This window comes from Ilyobacter polytropus DSM 2926, assembly GCF_000165505.1.
Classification (GTDB): domain Bacteria; phylum Fusobacteriota; class Fusobacteriia; order Fusobacteriales; family Fusobacteriaceae; genus Ilyobacter; species Ilyobacter polytropus.
In genome coordinates, this window is record NC_014633.1 from 532,773 (window position 1) to 552,395 (window position 19,623).

At 34.2% G+C, this 19,623-nt stretch carries 18 protein-coding genes; 12 read left to right on the forward strand and 6 right to left on the reverse strand.

The window, feature by feature from the left end; genetic code table 11:
- Window positions 1–104: 104 nt before the first annotated feature.
- From ILYOP_RS12390 to ILYOP_RS12415, 6 genes are all read left to right on the forward strand, one after another.
- Window positions 105–1,379 (forward strand): O-acetylhomoserine aminocarboxypropyltransferase/cysteine synthase family protein, encoded by a 1,275-nt coding sequence (locus tag ILYOP_RS12390; RefSeq protein WP_013388841.1) that lies wholly within the window; start codon window positions 105–107, stop codon window positions 1,377–1,379.
- 34 nt (window positions 1,380–1,413) lie between these two features.
- Window positions 1,414–2,280, forward strand: a complete 867-nt coding sequence (gene metF, locus ILYOP_RS12395) for a methylenetetrahydrofolate reductase [NAD(P)H] (protein ID WP_013388842.1) — start codon at window positions 1,414–1,416, stop codon at window positions 2,278–2,280.
- Window positions 2,281–2,292: 12 nt separating this feature from the next.
- A complete protein-coding gene (locus ILYOP_RS12400) occupies window positions 2,293–3,147 on the forward strand; it encodes a homoserine O-acetyltransferase (RefSeq protein WP_013388843.1) in 855 nt (284 codons plus the stop codon).
- A gap of 107 nt (window positions 3,148–3,254) precedes the next feature.
- Window positions 3,255–4,448, forward strand: a complete 1,194-nt coding sequence (locus ILYOP_RS12405) for an aspartate kinase (protein ID WP_013388844.1) — start codon at window positions 3,255–3,257, stop codon at window positions 4,446–4,448.
- Window position 4,449: 1 nt separating this feature from the next.
- The gene (gene metH / locus ILYOP_RS12410; protein WP_013388845.1) at window positions 4,450–7,875 is read left to right on the forward strand and encodes a methionine synthase; all 3,426 of its coding nucleotides are present in this window, start codon (window positions 4,450–4,452) and stop codon (window positions 7,873–7,875) included.
- A gap of 137 nt (window positions 7,876–8,012) precedes the next feature.
- Window positions 8,013–8,435, forward strand: a complete 423-nt coding sequence (locus ILYOP_RS12415; RefSeq protein ID WP_013388846.1) for an RrF2 family transcriptional regulator — start codon at window positions 8,013–8,015, stop codon at window positions 8,433–8,435.
- Window positions 8,436–8,461: 26 nt separating this feature from the next.
- Here the strand turns inward: ILYOP_RS12415 and ILYOP_RS12420 are convergent, their stop codons facing one another.
- Window positions 8,462–9,337 (reverse strand): DMT family transporter, encoded by an 876-nt coding sequence (locus ILYOP_RS12420; protein ID WP_013388847.1) that lies wholly within the window; start codon window positions 9,335–9,337, stop codon window positions 8,462–8,464.
- 624 nt (window positions 9,338–9,961) lie between these two features.
- Here ILYOP_RS12420 and ILYOP_RS12430 point away from each other — a divergent pair.
- Entirely contained in the window at window positions 9,962–10,162 is a 201-nt protein-coding gene (locus ILYOP_RS12430; protein ID WP_013388848.1) for a cold-shock protein, read from the forward strand.
- A gap of 104 nt (window positions 10,163–10,266) precedes the next feature.
- On the opposite strand, the gene ILYOP_RS12435 is transcribed toward ILYOP_RS12430, so the two are convergent.
- Window positions 10,267–11,667 carry a [Fe-Fe] hydrogenase large subunit C-terminal domain-containing protein gene (locus tag ILYOP_RS12435; protein WP_013388849.1) on the reverse strand — a complete coding sequence of 467 codons (1,401 nt, stop codon included), beginning with the start codon at window positions 11,665–11,667 and terminating at the stop codon, window positions 10,267–10,269.
- Between the two features lie 262 nt (window positions 11,668–11,929).
- Here ILYOP_RS12435 and ILYOP_RS12440 point away from each other — a divergent pair, with 262 nt between their 5' ends.
- The 5 genes from ILYOP_RS12440 to ILYOP_RS12460 all read left to right on the forward strand — a co-directional run bounded on the left by ILYOP_RS12440 (window position 11,930) and on the right by ILYOP_RS12460 (window position 14,963).
- A complete protein-coding gene (locus ILYOP_RS12440) occupies window positions 11,930–12,190 on the forward strand; it encodes a SemiSWEET transporter (RefSeq protein ID WP_013388850.1) in 261 nt (86 codons plus the stop codon).
- A gap of 86 nt (window positions 12,191–12,276) precedes the next feature.
- Window positions 12,277–12,999: a DUF554 domain-containing protein gene (locus ILYOP_RS12445; RefSeq protein WP_013388851.1), complete on the forward strand. Its 723-nt coding sequence runs from the start codon at window positions 12,277–12,279 to the stop codon at window positions 12,997–12,999.
- A 141-nt stretch (window positions 13,000–13,140) separates the two neighbouring features.
- Window positions 13,141–13,608 carry a Crp/Fnr family transcriptional regulator gene (locus tag ILYOP_RS12450; protein ID WP_013388852.1) on the forward strand — a complete coding sequence of 156 codons (468 nt, stop codon included), beginning with the start codon at window positions 13,141–13,143 and terminating at the stop codon, window positions 13,606–13,608.
- 62 nt (window positions 13,609–13,670) lie between these two features.
- Window positions 13,671–14,087, forward strand: a complete 417-nt coding sequence (locus tag ILYOP_RS12455) for an SRA domain-containing endonuclease (RefSeq protein ID WP_013388853.1) — start codon at window positions 13,671–13,673, stop codon at window positions 14,085–14,087.
- On the forward strand, window positions 14,088–14,963 hold the full coding sequence (locus ILYOP_RS12460; protein ID WP_013388854.1) for a CE1 family esterase: 876 nt from the start codon (window positions 14,088–14,090) through the stop codon (window positions 14,961–14,963).
- Between the two features lie 64 nt (window positions 14,964–15,027).
- On the opposite strand, the gene ILYOP_RS12465 is transcribed toward ILYOP_RS12460, so the two are convergent.
- The 4 genes from ILYOP_RS12465 to ILYOP_RS12480 form a co-directional block, all read right to left on the reverse strand.
- The gene (locus tag ILYOP_RS12465) at window positions 15,028–15,735 is read right to left on the reverse strand and encodes a tyrosine-type recombinase/integrase (RefSeq protein WP_013388855.1); all 708 of its coding nucleotides are present in this window, start codon (window positions 15,733–15,735) and stop codon (window positions 15,028–15,030) included.
- 22 nt (window positions 15,736–15,757) lie between these two features.
- A complete protein-coding gene (locus ILYOP_RS12470; RefSeq protein WP_013388856.1) occupies window positions 15,758–16,348 on the reverse strand; it encodes a GIY-YIG nuclease family protein in 591 nt (196 codons plus the stop codon).
- Window positions 16,349–17,512: 1,164 nt separating this feature from the next.
- The gene (locus ILYOP_RS12475) at window positions 17,513–18,169 is read right to left on the reverse strand and encodes an esterase/lipase family protein (RefSeq protein ID WP_013388857.1); all 657 of its coding nucleotides are present in this window, start codon (window positions 18,167–18,169) and stop codon (window positions 17,513–17,515) included.
- A 125-nt stretch (window positions 18,170–18,294) separates the two neighbouring features.
- Complete coding sequence (locus tag ILYOP_RS12480) at window positions 18,295–19,620, reverse strand: sensor histidine kinase (protein ID WP_013388858.1); 1,326 nt, start codon at window positions 19,618–19,620, stop codon at window positions 18,295–18,297.
- Window positions 19,621–19,623 lie beyond the last annotated feature (3 nt).

Below are 19,623 nucleotides of genomic sequence, written 5' to 3' on the forward strand. Positions count from 1 at the left end.
TTTTTATAAAATCCCGTTGCCTCCATTTTATCTTATTTTTACAGAGGCTTTATATTAGGCTTTTGTGACACAATTAAACTAATGACATTAAGGGGGAATTAAACATGGCACACAAATTTGAAACTTTACAATTACACGGAGGACAGCAACCAGACCCGACTACTGGATCTAGAGCGGTACCTATTTACCAAACTACTTCTTATAATTTTGAGAGCACAGAACATGCTGCAAAGTTATTTGCTTTAGAGGAACCTGGAAATATATATACGAGAATAGGAAACCCAACTACAGCTGTACTAGAAGAGAGAATAGCTCTTTTAGAAGGGGGAGTAGGGGCTCTTGCAGTAGCTTCTGGAACTTCTGCCGTTACTTATTCTATACTGAATGTAGCTAGATGCGGTGATGAAGTAGTTTCTTCAAATAACCTTTACGGGGGTTCTTTCAACCTTCTTTCAAATACAATCAACGATTTCGGAGTCAAAGCCAGATTCTTTGATCCTGTGAATCCCGAGGAAATAAGAGGTTTGATAAACGAAAAAACAAAGGCCGTATTTATAGAAAGTCTTGGAAATCCAAGCGGTGAAGTGTTGGACATTCAAAAAATAGCAGAGATAGCCCATGAAAACGGTCTTCCGCTAATTGTAGATAATACCTTTGCCACTCCTTATCTTTTGAGACCTTTAGACCACGGGGCAGACATTGTAGTATACTCTGCTACAAAATTCCTAGGGGGGCACGGGACGACTATAGCAGGACTCATTGTAGACGGAGGAAAATTTGACTGGAAAAACGAAAGATTTACAGCATTTAACGAACCAGACCCAGGTTACCATGGTCTAAAGTATGCTGACCTTGGAGCGGCGGCATATATACTAAAGACGAGGGTTAAACTACTTAGGGATACAGGAGCTGCACTTTCACCTTTTAATTCTTTCCTGATTTTACAGGGGATAGAAACTCTTTCACTGAGAGTAGAAAGACATGTGGAAAATGCAAGAAAAATTGCTCAGTTCTTAAAAAATAACGATGATGTAAACTGGGTTAGTCACCCTGAAGTAAGTGATGATGAAGATCAGCAAAATCTTGTAAAAAAATATCTTCCAAAGGGAGCTTGTTCTATATTCACCTTCGGTTTAAAAGGTGACAGAGAAAGGGCGGCTAAATTTATAGAAAAACTAGATATCTTTTCTCATCTTGCAAATGTGGCCGACGCCAAGTCACTTATAATACATCCTGCTAGCACTACTCACGGACAACTAAGTGAAGAAGCACTTAAGGAATGCGGTATAGGTACAGATACGATCAGAATCTCTGTAGGACTTGAAAACATCGACGACCTTATAGAGGATCTTCAAAAGGCAATAGAAGCTACCAGATAATTCATAAATTTCAAACATAAAAATAGGGGGCATCATGTTTATAAAAGATATATATGAAAGCAAAAAACCGGTAATATCCTTTGAGATATTTCCTCCAAATGAAAGATATCCTGTGGAAAAGGTCTATGACACCATTGACGAATTGGTGAAACTTAGTCCGGATTTTATCAGTGTAACATACGGTGCAGGGGGTACTACCCGTGGGAGAACTGTAGAGATAGCATCTAGGATTAAAAAAGTTAACAATGTAGAGGTTTTGGCTCACCTTACTTGTATAGGGGCAGATAAGGTAGAGATAGACGGAATTTTAGATGAACTAAAGGAAAATGGTATAAACAATGTCCTAGCCTTAAGGGGAGATTACCCAAATGACGGAAGCATTCCTGAAGGGGATTTTAAGTATGCACACCAACTTGTAAAGCAGATCAAGGAAAGGGGGGGGTTCTCAATAGGAGGGGCCTTCTATCCAGAGGGGCATCAAGAAAGCAACGACCTCATGGATCTTTTTCATCTAAAAAGAAAGGCAGAAGAGGGAACTGATTTTCTTATCTCCCAGATTTTCTTTGACAACTCTTATTTCTATGACTTCAAAGAAAAAGCAAAAAAGCTAGAGATAGATGTACCACTTGTGGCGGGTATAATGCCAGTAACAGACGCTAGACAGATAAAGAGGATAACGGCTCTTTGTGGAAGCTCTATCCCACCAAAATTTCAGAGAATATTAGATAGATATGAAAATAATCCTGAGGCTCTAAAGGATGCCGGTATAGCCTATGCCGTAGAGCAGATAGTGGATCTTATATCTTCAGGAGTAGACGGAATCCACCTCTATACAATGAATAAGGTGGACACTACACAAAAGATAATGGATGCAATAGCAAATCTGAGAATTGCTTTATAGGGGGACAGTAAGATGTGTTGTATCGCTGGAGCTCCCTCCCTTTCGGGCAGAGAGAGAGCCGAAAAAGAGGGAATTAGATTTAAAGAAAATAAAGGGGAATTAAAAATTGGTATTATCAACCTCATGCCTTTTAAGGAGGAGGTTGAGTACCAATTTTATGCTGTACTGGGAAGATTTGATATAAGTGTGGAAGTGGAGTTTTTGTATCCGGAAAATCATGTTTTCAAAAATACAGACGGCTCCTATATAAAGGATAACTATTATCCCCTAGGCGAACTAAATAACAGAAACTATGACGCCATCATAATGACTGGGGCTCCTGTAGAGCTCTTGGACTTTCAAAAGGTTAATTACTGGGATGAAATAAAAAATCTCATAAAATCTAATAAACTTCCGGCACTTTATATATGTTGGGGAGCTCAGGCAGCTTTATATGTTAAATACGGGATAGAAAAATTTACATTAAATGAAAAACTTTTGGGTATATTCAGGCACAGGACAAATAAAAACCCCTTTGTATCTGGTGAATTTTGGGCTCCTCACTCTAGGAATACCCAAAACAGCAGTAAAGACATAAAAAATGCCGGTCTGAGAATACTTGCAGAATCTGATGAAGCTGGGGTTTATATGGCATCTGATCGTGATTACAGAGAGTTTTATATTAGTGGGCATGGGGAGTATCAGAGGGAAAGGCTGAAATATGAGTACAGCAGAGATCAAAATTTATTTCCTAAAAATTATTTTCCAGAAGACGATCCTAAAAAAGAGCCGCCTATGAAGTGGGACAGTCACAGGAAAGAATTTTACTATAAATGGCTGAGTCACATAAGAGAAAAAAAGTTTAGTAATATCTCGGATAAGAGGTAAAATAGATAAAAGAATTTATATAAATTTAAACTCAAAAATTTTAATGTCTGTAAAAAATAACTTAGCATTTTTATAAATGTACAGAGAAAAAACGGGGGGGGGTAAATATGTCCATTACAGTAGAGAAATACGGTGGAACATCTGTAAAAGACTCTGCACGGCTAAAAGAGATAGCAGCTAGAATTGCAGAGAGAAAAAAAGAAAACGAGGATATTGTCGTAATAGTATCTGCTCCTAGCGGAATGACTGACAGTCTTATCAAAAGAGCAAAAGAGATTTCGGAAGTTCCCAAGGGAAGGGAATTTGACGTACTTCTTTCAACGGGAGAACAGGTATCTATAGCTCTCCTTGCAATGGCTCTTAAGGAAGTAGGGGTAAAGGCAATCTCCTATACGGCTTCACAGCTTGGTATAGTAACCTGTGGAAATCATAATGAAGCTAGAATACAGTCTGTAAATACTGATCTAATAAGAGAAAAAATAGCTGAGGGCTATGTAATTATTGTACCTGGATTTCAGGGTGTGTGTGAAGATGGAAATATAACCACTCTTGGAAGAGGCGGTTCTGATACCTCGGCAGTGGCTATTGCAGCTGCTTTGGGATGTAAGTCAGTGGACATCTATACTGATGTAAACGGTATATACAGTGCAAATCCTCAGATAATACCGGGGGCAATAAAACACAAAGAGGTATCCTTTAGCGAAATGATCGAGCTAGCTGGTTCTGGAGCAAAGGTTCTCCATACGCGAAGTGTGGAGCTTGGGGCAAAATACGGAATAGAAATTCATCTGAGATCTGCTTTTGACTGGCAGGAAGGAACTTTTGTAAGGAGTGATGAGAAAGTGGAAAGTGCTGTAATTAGAGGAATTAGCGGATTTGGTAATCTTGTAAGAATAAGTTATAAAAGCGACAAACTACGTCTTTCGGAAACTGTTAATACTATTTCTAAAAAAGGTATAAATATAGATCTTATAACTCATACAATGGAAACAAATGGCGGAGATGAGATAACCTGCATAGTAAAAGAGGATTATTTTGAAGAAGCAGTGGAAGCTTTGAATACAATATCTTCACCAGAAGATGAAATTCTAGTGGAAAAAGGATTGGCTAAGGTTTCTGTAATCGGTCTAGGGGTAAGATCAAAGGGGATCGCAGCTTCTGTATTTGAAATCTTAGAAAAAGAGGGAATTGAGATACATGCAGTGTCATGTTCTGAGATCAATATTTCATGCATCATCACAGAGGAGGACTTGAACAAGGCTCAAAATGCCCTGCACAAGAAGCTTATAGAGGAGGAATAAAATGAGAGAATTACTAAAAGAAAAAATACTTATACTGGATGGAGCTATGGGTACGGCTATTCAGAATTATTCTCTTGAAGAATCTGACTTTAGAGGAGAACTCTTTTCTCATATTAAAGGAAGCCTAAGGGGCTGCAATGAACTTCTAAACCTTACTAAACCAGAGGTTTTAGAGGAAATACACCTTTCATACTTAGAAGCCGGAGCTGATATAATAGAGACAAACACTTTTAACAGCAATAGAATATCAATGAGAGAATACGGACTGGAGGAAAAATCCTACGATCTTTCAAAAGCCGGTGCTGAGCTAGCAGTTAAAGCTGCTAGAAAGTATGAATATGATAACAAAAAAAGAATATTTGTAGCTGGTTCCATGGGGCCTACTAGTAAGAGTGCCTCTATACCAACAGGGGGAGATCCCTTCGGAAGAGAGGTATCCTATTCAGAACTAAAAGCTGCCTATAAAGAGCAGGCACTTGGCTTATTTGACGGCGGTGTAGATGCCTTTCTTATAGAGACAATATTTGACGGTCTCAATGCAAAGGCTGCAGTCATTGCCATAGAAGAAGTCCTAGAAGAAAAGGGAGAGAAACTTCCTATAATGATATCAGGGACAGTAGACGTCAACGGAAAACTTCTCTCTGGTCAGAGTATAGAGTCCCTCATCGTGGCAATCGACAGAGATTCTATTATTTCCTATGGATTAAACTGCTCTTTTGGTGCCAAGGAGCTTATTCCACTAATAAAGAAACTTGGAAAACTTACAAAAAAAAATATATCACTTTACCCAAATGCCGGTCTGCCAAATGAAAAAGGTGAATATGACGAGACACCTCACATGACAGGGTCATATGTAAAGGAACTCATAGAAAATAAAGATATAAATATCCTAGGGGGATGCTGCGGAACAACGCCAGAGCATATAAAAGTCATGGCAGAACTTGCTCAAGGCAAATCCCCAAGAAAAACTTCTATGGAAAACCTGGCAGGTATTGTATCTGGAAATGATACTGTAAGTCTGCATGAAGAGTTTCTTGTAGTAGGAGAGAGAAATAACGTCTCAGGGTCTAGAAAATTTGCTAGATTGATTAGAGAAGAAAGCTATGATGAGGCTCTAGACATAGCTAGAACTCAGGTAGAAAAAGGAGCTAAAATTTTAGATATAAATCTAGATGATGCCCTTCTTGATTCTGTAGAAGAGATGGAAAAATTTATAAGACTTTTGCAAAATGATATGATTTTATCAAAACTCCCTATAATGATAGACTCTTCAAACTTTGATGTAATAGAAAAAGGTCTTGAAAATCTCGCAGGAAAAGGTATTGTAAACTCTATCAGTTTAAAAGATGGAGAGCATGAATTTCTGAGAAAAGCAGCAGTTGTGAGAAAGTTTGGTGCAGCCCTTGTGGTTATGGCCTTTGATGAAAAAGGACAGGCTGTAAGCTCAGAGAGAAAAAAAGAAATCTGTAAAAGAGCTTATGAGCTTTTGACTTCAAATAATTTCCCGGCCGAGGATATTATCTTTGATCCAAATGTCCTCACTGTAGGAACAGGAACAGAGGAAGACAGAATGCACGGGGTAGACTTTATAGATAGTGTTAAATGGATAAAAGAAAACCTTCCCGGTGCAGGAGTCAGCGGAGGGGTTAGTAATCTTTCCTTTGCTTTTAGAGGTAATAATATCCTAAGACATACTATTCATAAGATCTTCCTAGAAGAGGGAGAAAAGGCCGGCATGACCATGGCTATAGTAAATCCGGGAGAAGATCCAGGAAACATAACTCCTGAGGTTAGAAAAGCTGTGGAAAACCTTCTTGCTGGAGATAAAAATGCAGTAGATGAAATTCTGAATCTCTCATTTGAGAAGTCGGCAAAGAAAACCGCAGAAATAAAGCCTGTAACTGTAGAGGAAAGGCTCAAGGATTATCTCCTTAAGGGAAGAAGCCAGGGTATAGAGGACGATATCAAGACTGCTCTCGAAAAATACTCACCTCTTCAAGTTATACAGGAAGTTCTGATGGAGGGAATGGAAGAGGTAGGAGCTCTTTTTGAAAAGGGTGAACTTTTCCTTCCACAGATACTTAGGTCAGCAGCAGTTATGGAAAAAGCTGTGGAGTTCCTAACTCCTCTTATAGAGGCAGGAGGAAAAGAAAAAAATGTAAAGGGAAAAGTCCTTATGGCAACAGTAGAAGGAGATGTTCATGATATAGGGAAAAATATCGTTGGTACTGTATTAAAGTGTAATGGCTTTGATGTTGTGGACCTTGGTGTTATGGTTCCTAAGGATCAGATATTAGAAGCTATTCTAAGGCATGATGTAGATATGGTTACATTGAGTGGTCTTATTACCCCTTCTCTTATGGAGATGGAAAAAGTGGCAGAAATGATGGCTGAACAAAATATGGATATACCCCTTCTAATAGGAGGTGCGGCGGCTTCAGAACTAAGTACTGCAGTAAGAATCGAACCTAAGTATTCTGGTAGAGTAATACATGTAACAGATGCCTCAGGGACACTTCCAGTGGTATCATCATTGATGTCTGAAAAAAAATCAGATTTTCTTGATGAAAGAAAAAAGAAAGCAGAGTATCTCAGAGATGCTTATTTGAAAAATAAAAACAAGAAAGAGATGCACTCTTTAGAAGAAGCCAGAAAAAGAAGAAAAAAATTAGACAATGCCATAGAGTATCCTAAAGAGATTGGAAAACAATTTATAGAGATAGCGTTAGAAGACTTAGAGCCACTGATAGACTGGGATATGCTCTTACATGCACTAAAGTCTAAGGGAAATACTCAGGAGAAAAAAGTATTGGATGAATCTAAAGAAATTCTCTCAAAAATGAAAGATATGAACATAAAGGCAAAATGTGCCTTTGGTATATTTAACCTTTTCAAAGATGAGGATACCCTTATAGTCAGTGGAGAGAAAGATTACGAACTGCCTATGGTCAGAAGTCAGATTGGAAATGAGACAATTTCCATGGCTGATTTCTTCTCAAAAGAGGATCATATAGGGGCCTTTGTAATATCTGTGCCTGAGATAGCTGGTAGTGATGATTATGAATCAATTATATATCAGCTTTTAGGGACTAGGCTTGCAGAAGCGGCATCAGAGTGGATGGAAAAATATGTAAATGACAATATATGGAGGGTGAATATAAGACCAGCCATAGGTTATCCATCGGTTCCAGATCATTCTATGAAAAAAGAGATATTTAAACTTGTAGATGGTGCGGAAACTGGTGCTAAGCTCTCGAGTAATTATGCCATGACTCCTTTGTCATCTGTATGCGGATTATATGTATCTAATCCAAATAGTTTTTATTTTGATCCAGGAAAAATAAGTTATGACCAGCTAAAAGAGTTGGCAAATCTAAGGGGTCTGTCTGTAGACGATATGAATGCCCTCTTAGGTGGCATAGTATAATTGATAAAAGTCCCGTGATTTTTCGCGGGACTTTTATCATCCCTAAAATACAGCAGGAATTTGACTCAAAATTTTATGTGTGATAATATTAGTTTAGAATTAAATTCCTATAGAACGACTGTATTTTAGGAGGCATTATGATCGGAACAAATAAAGGACATTACGGCCTGATAGCTTTGATTTACATGGCGGGAAACATAGAAAAAAAAGTGAGCGTTAAAGAGGTGGCAGAAAAAGAAAATATTTCAAAAAGATATTTAGAGCAGATTTTTTCAGCTCTTAAAAAAAGTGGAATATTGATAAGTGTAAAAGGATCGCAAGGGGGCTATTTACTCTCTAGAAGTCCTAAAGAAATAAAGGTGGGAGATGTGCTTAGGGCCTTAGAAGATATCGAGAGTGCAGTACCTAAAAATTACAGAATAGAGGATACAAGTTATACGATACAAAAAGAGGTCTGGGATACTATAGAAAAGAGTATAAATCAAATAATAGATAATACAAGTATAGAGGATCTTAAGAATAAGCACAATGAAAACAGTGCCAATATTTATTATATTTAAATATGAAAAAGGAAAGCAGTCCATACCTACACAGAGGTTTTTAGGACTTTGCTCTCCTCTTTTTTTATGTAAAAAAACGAGAAAACTGCCACAAGGGTAATAATTACAGCACCTGATATACTTTTTAAATCCGGTATCTCACCCCATAAAATAAATCCGATAATTCCAGAAGAGATCACACTAAAATAATTATAAATTGAGACTTCTGATGCCGGTGCATATTTATACGCCAAGGTTATCATAAACTGTCCTAGGGCTGCAAAGACACCTGTTCCCAGGAGATACAGCAACTGATAATTTGAAGGAACTTGGAAATTTAAAAGTAAAAACGGTATGGTCCCAAGTACCGAAACAAGAGAGAAGTAAAATATAATCGTTGCCGGTTCCTCTTTACCCTTCAAGTATCTTATTACGGTATAGGCAGCTCCAGCACACATTCCTGAAAAGGCCCCTGAAAGAGCCGGAAGGACTTCTAAGCTAAACTGCGGCTTGATTATAAGAAGGGCTCCGGAAAATGCTAAAATCAATGCTGGTATTTGAATTTTTGACAGTTTTTCTTTTAAGAAGATAAATGCAAATATTGTAACAAAAAATGGAGAAAGTTTATTTAGCATTGTAGAATCAGCTAATACAAGGTGATTTATAGCATAAAAATTAGCAAATACTCCTAAAAGTCCCATTATAGATCTCAGCATTAAAAATTTTTGATTTTCCATTTTTCCAAAAATACTTACTTTAGATTTTTTTATCATGTAAAATGCAACTAGCAAGCTTACCAAATTCCTAAAAAAAACTTTTTCAAATACAGGAATATTTCCTGAAAGTTTTACTGTGGCTCCCATGAACCCAAATGCGAATCCAGAAAATATCATAAATAAAATTGCTTTTGTCTTGTCTTTCATTAAACATACATCCTTTTAAATTTAATAAGACATATTTTACTATAGAATTTAAATTTACGCAAGAATCAATATCAAACAATCAGTAAATAAAATCTTTGAGACAAATAAAGCCAGGTATTTAGAACTCATCTTGTAAATTTAGTATAAATATTTGTTATTTTCTTGATAAAAATTCCCTTAAAAGTCTGTTATTTTCTGAGAGTAACTTTATAATCTCTTCCTGATTGGATACTCTTTTGCTGATATTCCAGTACCATAACCAAAACGACCTAACTACAAGAAAAATCAAGAAAATTATCAAGAAGGATATTATAAAAGGAAACATACTATCTGTCATATTAATTACCTCCATTTTAAGATATACATCACTTTCTTAAAGTATATCTTAAAATTAACTTTAACACAAGTTAAATTGGGCTCTACACTTGAGATGAAAGAAATATAATAAGTTATTTTTATATTTTAAAATGTTGACAAAAGCAATTATAGGGTGTATAATTATTTTGTAATAGAGTAAGCTTAATATCTAATTTCAGTATGTTTTACCTTTGGTTAATACTTGAAAAATTGGTTATATGAGTCATTATTTCTATTTAAAAATAGTATTTTACGGAGGTATTACAAATGGTAAACGGAACAGTTAAATGGTTTAATCAAGAAAAAGGATTCGGATTCATCACTTCTGAAGATGGAACAGATGTATTCGTACACTTCTCTCAAATCAACAAACCTGGATTCAAAACTTTAGAAGAGGGTGAGCAAGTAACTTTTGAAATCACTCAAGGTCAAAAAGGACCACAAGCTTCTAACGTTACAGCTCAATAATTAAATTGATTTGAATTCCTGCCTTAGGGCAGGATTTTTATTTTAGAAGTATATAACAAAAGCCCCTATAGAATTTTTCAAGGGGCTTTTGCTATATATATTGATCAGAAAATTCTCTTCGTCCTTCTATTTTTATAGTGAAAATGGAATAGACGCTGACTTTCTTCTCCTAGTGGTTCTTTTAAGTATTCTGAATATAAGGTCTTTACATCTGGATTTTCCCATGAGCATCTAATTTCACTAGAAGCATCATAGGAATATATTTTCTCAGCTCTTTTCTGTATTATATCAGGGTCTTCAGATAGAGGTATCCCCCCTCCCCCAACACAACCACCAGGACATGCCATTACTTCTACAAGGTGGAACTCAGTTATTCCATCCTTAATCATATCTAAAATAACAGGAACATTTTTTATTCCGTTTACAACAGCAATATTCAGCTTTTTTCCTCCTAATACAACAGAGGTTAATTTAATTCCGTCCATTCCTCTAAGTTTTTTCAAATCAACTGAAAAAGGATCTTCTCCTATCATGTGTGCCGTATTTCTCAGTATTGCCTCAGCAAGTCCTCCAGTTACGGCTTTTATTCTAGAAGACCCTGTATCAGACTTCATAGGTTTATCAAAAGTTCCGAACTTTGAATAATTATTTAGATCGATACCCTTCTTATTTAGAAGAGAGGCAACTTCATTTACTGTAAGCACAAGGTCTACATCTTTATTACCATACTCATCTTTCATGTCAAACCGATTAGCCTCATCTTTTTTTGCAATGCACGGCATCAGAGCGACTGAAAATATATTTTCTCTAGAAATATCTATTGACTCTTCATAATAACTCTTCGAAAGAGAACCTAAAATTTGTTGTGGTGATTTACATGGAGATAAAAGACCTAAAAATTCAGGACAAAATTTTTCTGCATAATTTATCCATCCTGTGCATGTAGATGTAAATACCGGAAATGGTCCGTTTTCATCTAAACGTTTTTTTAAATCGGCACTTGTTTCTACAATATTTACATCAGAGGCAAATCCTGTGGAAAATACTTTTGAAAATCCAATTTCTTTTAGTGCAGATATAATTTTAGGGCTTGTGTCTGTCCCTGAACTTATTCCGAACCCGTCCCCTATAGTATGTTTAAAGGATGGAGAAAGCTGGGCAACCACATGCTTATTTGGATTATTGAGCTGTTCTTTCAAAAGACTTATATTGCTTTTTTCTTTTAATGCCCCTGCAGTACATACTTTTATGCATTGGCCACAGGAGATGCAAAGTGTGGCAGCCATATTCTCTTCTTTTATTCCTACTGTACCGTCTTCTTCAACTTGAAAAACAGAAATTCCCTGAGTATCTTTACAGACTTTTACACATTTGTAACATTTGATACACTTGCTTGTATCTCGTGAAAATGTATAGAAAGATTTATCAATCGTTCTGTTTTCTAAATTTTCTGAGCAATTTAACTTATTGTCAATTTTATCATTAGACACAGTTTTGTTTTTCAATTTTTCCCTCCTGGTCTTTTACAAGATATAAAAATAAACCTTGGTCTTGTGTTTTTCAATATTACAAATATTTAAATTAAAGTTAACACACCTTAGTCTAATACTTTAAAATAAATAGTACAAGAAAAAATTTAAAAAATTTCAATTTTAATACTTTATAATCAAAAAAAATATTTTAATATTGTATATATCTGTCGGTCTGTGTTATATTTTCAGTAGAGGTTTTTATTATTTAAAATATAGAGACAGGGAGAAGTAAAATATGATGGAATATGTTGGATTTATAGCGGCATCACTTACAACTCTTTCTTTTTTGCCTCAGACAATAAAGATCATAAAAACTAAAGACACTAAGAGTATCTCTCTAGGAATGTATATGATGTTTGTTTTAGGAGTTGCCTTTTGGCTTATTTATGGCCTCTATACAGGTGATATGCCTATAATATTAGCCAATCTGATAACGCTCATACTCTCCTCGATAATCCTTGTCTTTAAACTAAATGAATTGTTTGGAAAAAAATAGGCAAGTCCCATTACATATTTTTGTTCTAAATGGCGTTTTTCTACTATTATATAATATGCTATTTGATATAAAAATTGGAGGAAGAAATGATAGGAACTTTGGTAAACACAGGAACAATTGTTGTAGGAAGTATAGTCGGGTCCATGGCTCAAAAAAATATAGAGGAACGTTATCAGGAAAGAATGCTACAGGGAGTGGGTCTCGTGGCTCTTTCTCTTGGAATGACGTGGATTGTCAAAAATCTGACTAAAAGTTCTTACCCCCTTCTTTTTGTTGCCAGCATGGTTCTAGGGGCCTTTATAGGAGAATGGCTGGACCTTGACCAAAAAGTAAATAAGCTAGGGGAAAAATATAGAAAAACTGGAGAAAAATCCTTGATAGAAGGCTTAGTAACTGCGGTTCTACTATTTTGTATAGGGACTCTTTCTATACTTGGACCGATAGAAAGCTCTCTTAACAATGATAATACTTTACTCTTTACAAATGCAATCTTAGATGGTTTTACATCGATGATATTAGCTTCAACTTTTGGAATAGGTATAATCTTATCTGGAGCAATACTTTTTATCTGGCAGGGAAGTATATATCTAAGTGCCGGCCTTTTAGGCCCATATGCAACTCCTGAAATAATGGGTGAAATTTCCATTATTGGAGGTATTCTTATACTTAGCACAGGAATGAATATTTTAAAAATAACTAAAATAAAAACACTAAATCTTCTTCCTGCTCTTTTGATACCTGTATTATATTTTATTCCTATAGTTAGTGAGAATATAGACAAGATTACTCAAATGTTAATTATAAAATAAAATTCAATTTCACAGGAAAAATAAGGATTTTGCAAAGGTATTGACTTCTTTGATTTTATAAGTTATATAATATATAAGTTCAAAATAATTTTAGTCTAAAAAAATAAAAATACTCCTAAGAAGAGCTGGAGGGCTTAATAAATGAGTGAAGATAAAAAAGCAGAGATACTTCAGATGATTGAAAAAATATCTATTTTTGGTGGATTAAATACTGAACAAGTAGGGAAGATACTAGATCAATCAAACTATCTAATAGTGGCAAAAGATGAAAATGTGATGCTTCAAGGGATGTCTCCTAAAAGCATATATGTTATATTAAAGGGTAGAGTTGAAGTCTATGAAGAGTCCAATAATAAAATATATCCTATGATGTTTATGGGCGAAGGAGAATGTTTTGGTGAAGTTGAAATACTAGGTATTTTTCCAAATATGGCTTCTGTGAAAACTATGGAAGATACTGAATTCATTGAAATTCCAAAAAATCAGCTTCACAATTTTTCTCATAAGGATATGAAAATATTTAACATACTTATACTAAATATGGCGAGAGAGGCTTGCAGAAGGCTAGCTAAGTCGGACAAGTCTTTAATGGAATACATGTGTAAATAAAGGCTTGTAATGGCCTTTTTTTTATAAATTTACATATATATAAGCTTATAAGGGAGTAGTTTATGGATTATAAAAACTTAAAATTAGGTGATAAAATAGGAAATAAAGATATAGCATTGTTTTTTCAGTGTACAAATCAGGGGGGCATAAGAAAAAGTAATAAAACTAAAACCGTAGTGCTTATTGCTAAGTTTACTGACTGTCTATATAAACATCGAAAAGAAAATAATATACTTTATTTTACAGGAATGGGAAAAGTTGGAAATCAGGAGCTTAAAAGACAAAATAAAGCTGTTGTAGAGGCCAAGGAAAATGATTTTCATCTTCACTTATTTGAAATGCATGAGGAGAAGGTCTATACTTATTGTGGAGAGGTGGAGCTAGCTGATGTTCCTTGTATAGAGGAACAATTAGATGATAATGGAAATATTCGTGAGGTTTTCGTTTTCCCCTTAAAAAATATTGAGCAGGTGATTTAGGTGCATCTAAAAATAAAAATTCCTATCTCTAAGCTTGAGGTAAAAGGAGTCGAGGATCACAGAATAAAAATCAGGAATATAAATGTTCAAGGAGTGGAGCGAACATTTGCATATTACACACCGGCTAATTTGAGACAAAATTGCCCGGTGATCATTGCTTGCCACGGAGCATACTGGAATCACGAAATTATGAGAAGGGCTACAGGATTTGATTTTGAAAAATTGGCAGATGAGTTTGGATTTATCATAGCATATCCTAATTCATTTAGTTCATACTGGTTTGATGGAAGAATATCTTTTTCACATCCAGCTAAAAATCTTGACTTAGATGAAGGAGAATTTTTAAAGAGAATTATTCATTATATGGCTACTGTCTATGGGGCTAGCAGAAATGATGTCTTTTTTAATGGGTTTTCAAATGGTGGAATGCTTGGGTTTCGGTTGGCTGCAGAAAGGCAACCTATATTCAGGGGAATGGCTCTCTGCTGCTCACATCTTCCTCATGAAAACTTTTTAAATTTTCAGATAGACAGTTCATCGACCCCTATACTCCTTATAAACAGTAGAGGAGACAGGGTTGTTCCCTTTTACGGTGGAGATCTTAATTCTGCTGGGAAAAGTAACGGCATTGTTTACTCATGTTATGATACCTTCCTTAAAATAGCAGGTATCTCAAAAATGCCTTCAGGAAGAGATTTTGGAGAATATTTACTCTATAGAGATAATAAAAATATACTTATAGAAGTGAAAAAAGGTGGGCATACCATCCCTCATCCAAAAACTAGCTGGCCTCCGATTTTAGGTAATGTTGCAAATTTTAATTCCACAGAAATAATCTGGAAATACTTTAAAAAAATTATAGACGGAGATATTTAAGTCCCCTAACGGGGATTTTTAAATAATTTTTTATAAAAAGCCCTATATAAAAAAATATAGAAAATTATCTTCCCAGCTTACTGTATAAAGACTCCTGCTGCTTTGTTGTGAAGTCAAAATAAATCATTGTATTGTCAACATTTCTGTGTCCGAGTATATACTGAACTTCTTTTATATCTAGTCCTTCTTCTGCCATATGGACCCCAGATGTATGCTTTATAGTATGAAAGTGTGCTTTTTCCATGGGGAGGGCAGCAGATTTAAAATATTTTTTACATATTTTATTCAGTGTGAATTTAGTTATTGGTAATTTTTTTCTGCTGAGGAAAATATAAGGCGAATCATTGGGGTATCTCTCCATGAAGTTTTCTAAAAGTATAGAGGTATCCTGAGTTAGTTTCACAGTGTTATTCCGACTTCCCTTTAATCTTCTGCAGAACATCTCTCTTTTATCACTAAAGAAATCCTCTTTTTTTATACTTCCAACTTCAGATGCACGAAGTCCACATTCAAATGCTATCAAAAATAAAAGTTTATCCCTCATCCAAAAATAATCTCCGTTATTTTCTATGGTTTTTATAAGATGTTGGAATTCTTCGTAACGAAGATACTTAATGTCTCTGTTGGCTGTTCGCTTCTTTTTTCGTCTTATTTTTTTTAGTTCTTCCTTCAACTGTTTTATCTTATCTTCTAAAAGGGTATAAATGACGATATTACTTCTATTCTTATTTAGCTCTTCTTCTAGCTGTTTTATCTGTAGTTCCAATTCCATGTTGAGTCCCCCTTTTTAAAAATCACATTATTTTTTGAAATATTTCTTCATATATTTCTTTTTTTCTCTGTTCACTTAATCTTTTTTGAGTTGTATATTTCTCTTCTGATATTGCTTTAAAATATTTCTTGTCAATTTCACTTAAGGTTATCCATTCATCAACATAAATGAAAAGATTTCCATTTTTTGTTACTGTTTTTCGTCGTGTCGATCCAATCGCTACACAATATTTTTCATTTGTAGCTTTACAGGATGCTTTTACAGATGAGTATACCTTTTCTGTTCTTGCATTGATGACTTCTCTTATCTTTCTATTATTAGTTCTTTCAAAATTTTTTAATCCTTTAGTATTATAACCATATGTTGTTGATGTAGTGTCAAATGTTTTTATATAATCAAGTTCTTTTATAAAAGCTTCAGAACGACTTTCTAGTTGTTCTAAAATTTCCCATTTCAAATTTTTTATTCCCCAGTCTCTAATGGCATTATATAGAGGGTTATTAACACCTTTGTGGGCGTTATTTATATGTGTGTATTTTCTTTGTTTAAAGTCAGTAGTTAATCCAATATACTTTTTTTTATTTGGAAATATAATAGCATAAATAAAAAACACAATCAAACCTCCTTAATGTCAGAGTCTATAATATAGTTTAACAAATGTCACATATGAAAGTAAAGTATATATTTTTTAGTTAAAGAATAACTATTTGTTGACCAAAACATCAAATGTCCTAATTTTATTGAGGTTCAAGAAGGAGATAAACACCGTCTTTAATCAATGTCAACTTATAAATAAAATGTATTTCCAATGTCAACTTATGTTAGGCTCTTATATCTTTTTTAAGGCCCTTTAAAAAGTATTTTCATATAAACACAAGGAACACCTATTTGAATGCGCCAATATGGATTTTAATCAAAAATCCTTATTTTTAACGTAACAAATCTTTCTAAAAGCACTGTTGTTCCTATATATAAAATAATAGGACTATTTCAATTGACACGATTGCTACTCAAAAGGAATTTAGACAAATTACTGAATTTACAAGGATATTAAAGTCAAAAGATTTTGTCACGAATGAAAATCAATAAAAGGTAAAAAAAATTAACACGAATAAGGATAAAACCTTTTGGCCACAGAGCATCATAAAAGTGTATGTTGCACAGAGAAAAAGAGAGTGTTTCACAGAGTTAAGACGAAAACTAGATACGATTTCTTTTGCGAGAGGTTTTCGATCTTTTTTCTTTTGCCATTGACAAAATAAGCGTTAAGAATAACCGCAGTGAAATCCTTAGAAAAAATCGACTGTCTGAGCGTAGCGAGTAGCCATAAAATAACGAGTTACACGAGTATATTTTATGGTTCTCAGAAACTTGTTTTCTAAGTTTCCTTATTACTATTGGATTTTCAAGGTTATTTAACTGATTTTTCACAGGCTTGAATTTTTGGTTATGCCCTGACCGAAGGGAGGAAATGCCCTTGGGGTGCTTTTCTTTCAAGAGAAAAGTAACGAATACCGATAAATTCAATATTTTATTTTAAACTCAATGAAAAATATTAGTTTAGTTATTCTTAAAGAATCACTAATTTGTATTTTGTCCAGATTTATTTTTACAGGACTTTTTTAGAGTTCTGATCTTATTTTCTCAAATAAGAAAAAAACCGGCAATAAGCCAGTTTTAATTTTCAAATTTCATTCAAGAGAAATTCTAGCAATACTCTTATGTTCATAAAATTCACTCTACAATTTGTTATTTCCTATATTTCTAATTTCAAAAATCAATCTACATAAAAACTACTTCTTTTTATAAAATTATTTATATATGTCGCAGTTCCTATTCTTTTATGAATCTCTTTATGTCCCAGTGGAAGTATCAAAAAATCTTTCAGTCCTCCCATCATAACCTCATCAACCTCTATACGTCCGTCATTTTTCTGGTTTAAAAATCTTCCTAAAAAAAGATTGGATTCACTTCCAGCAATGGCGGCAATGTCCACCCCTATTCCCTTATAAACATTCAGTTTTTCCATATTTTCACTCTCAAGAGACTTTAAGGTTTTAAATATCTTACTCATAAAAGGAAAATATTTTTTTGCCAGATCAGCAAGCTTACATCCCATATTAGGTGAGGCTACTAAAACTACCTTGTCCACTATCCGCCTTATTCTTTTGTCACTGAGAGCACCTCTTATCACAAGTCCCCCTGTACTGTGGCCGATAAGTATTATCTCTTCCCTTTTATTCACGCCACTCCTTTGGAGTCCAAATAAAAACTCTTTTAGATGCGAGATAGAGTGCTCTACTTCTTGAAAAAGAAGGGGTAGATTAAGGTACTCAACTTTATAATCTAATTCTTCTAGATATTCTCCTAGGGTATGCATATCTTTTTCAGTTTTATTATAACCGTGTATCAGAATAACTCTGTAACTGCTCATAAAAATACCATCCTTTTCTAAAGGCTTTGTAAAAATAACTATGTATAGTTTATTTGTTTATAACGAATTTGTAAAGTACTCTTTTCAATTTATGAATTCTTTAACTTTTATTTTGTACGTATTCTCTAGTTTACAGGAAATCTTATTTCAACAGTAGTTCCCTCTCCTACTTCACTTATAAAAGACAAATCCAATTTTAGAATATCTGCAATACTTTTTACTATAGACAAGCCTAACCCGTGTCCTCCTAGGTTTCTATTTCTAGACTGCTCTGCTCTGTAAAATTTATCAAAAATCCTAGTCTGCTCCTCTTCAGTAATCCCAGCTCCATTATCCTTTATTTTTATTTTAGCACTACCTTCATTTAATATAGAAATATTAACACTTTCCCCTCCACCGTATGCAATAGCGTTATCAACTATATTTTTTATAAGGTGCTTCAATAAATCTTTATCAGAATCTATAATAAAATAATTTTTAATATAATTTATATGCTGACTGGGGTGAATAATTTCCATTTCTTTTATTACTTCTTCAATCAGACCTCCCAATTCTACTTCCTCTTTTATAACATCAATATTATCCTGTTTTGCTAAAAATAGAAGCTTTTCTATAAGTGTCTCCATATTCCTAACCTCGTCATAGATGGATTCTATGGCTTCTTGAGAAACTTTTTTATTTTTACCACCCCACCTTTTCAGCAGGTCAATATAACTTCCTATTATAAATATAGGCGTCTTCAGTTCATGTGATGCGTTATTTATAAAATCTATCTGTGAAGATGCTTGATTTTCCAATCTCTTCAACATTTTTTCGTATGAGTAAAGTATATTAGAAAATTCTACAAAAAAACTACTTTTTTCAATTTCCATTTCAAATGATCTAAGATTTATGTTATTTGTAGCTTCTTCCAATTTTTTTAACTGGGGTACTACCGTGCCATAAAAAGATTTTGATATAAACAAAGCTGCTCCAGAGAATAAAATAATTACACATGATAATAATTTTAGAATTTTGCCCATGAAATACTTTTCTCGGCTCATCCCCCTTATTATAGTAAGAACAATCGTCTCATTGTTTAGTGCTTTTATTTTTTTACTCAATAAAAAATAATCTTCGTGCCCTATCTCTTGTATTTTATCTGTTGTTTCTGTGATTTTTATATTAGGAGTTCCTTCCTCCTTATATTCGACCCCTTTATGGTTTAATACTATATAAAGTTCATTTATTTTCGGACTTTCTTTTAAGGCCATATTGTAAAATTCCTCTATAACCTGATGTTCTGGCTCCTTCATCTCATCTTTAATAAAATTTTCTGCAGTAGTAATATCTTTTTTAGATTGTTTTACAAAATAACTCCAAATAGAGTATATGAAAACACCGTAACCTGTAACAGAAATAAATATCAAAATCATAAACTTTTTCCAAAGTTCTTTTGAAAATGTTTTCATAAA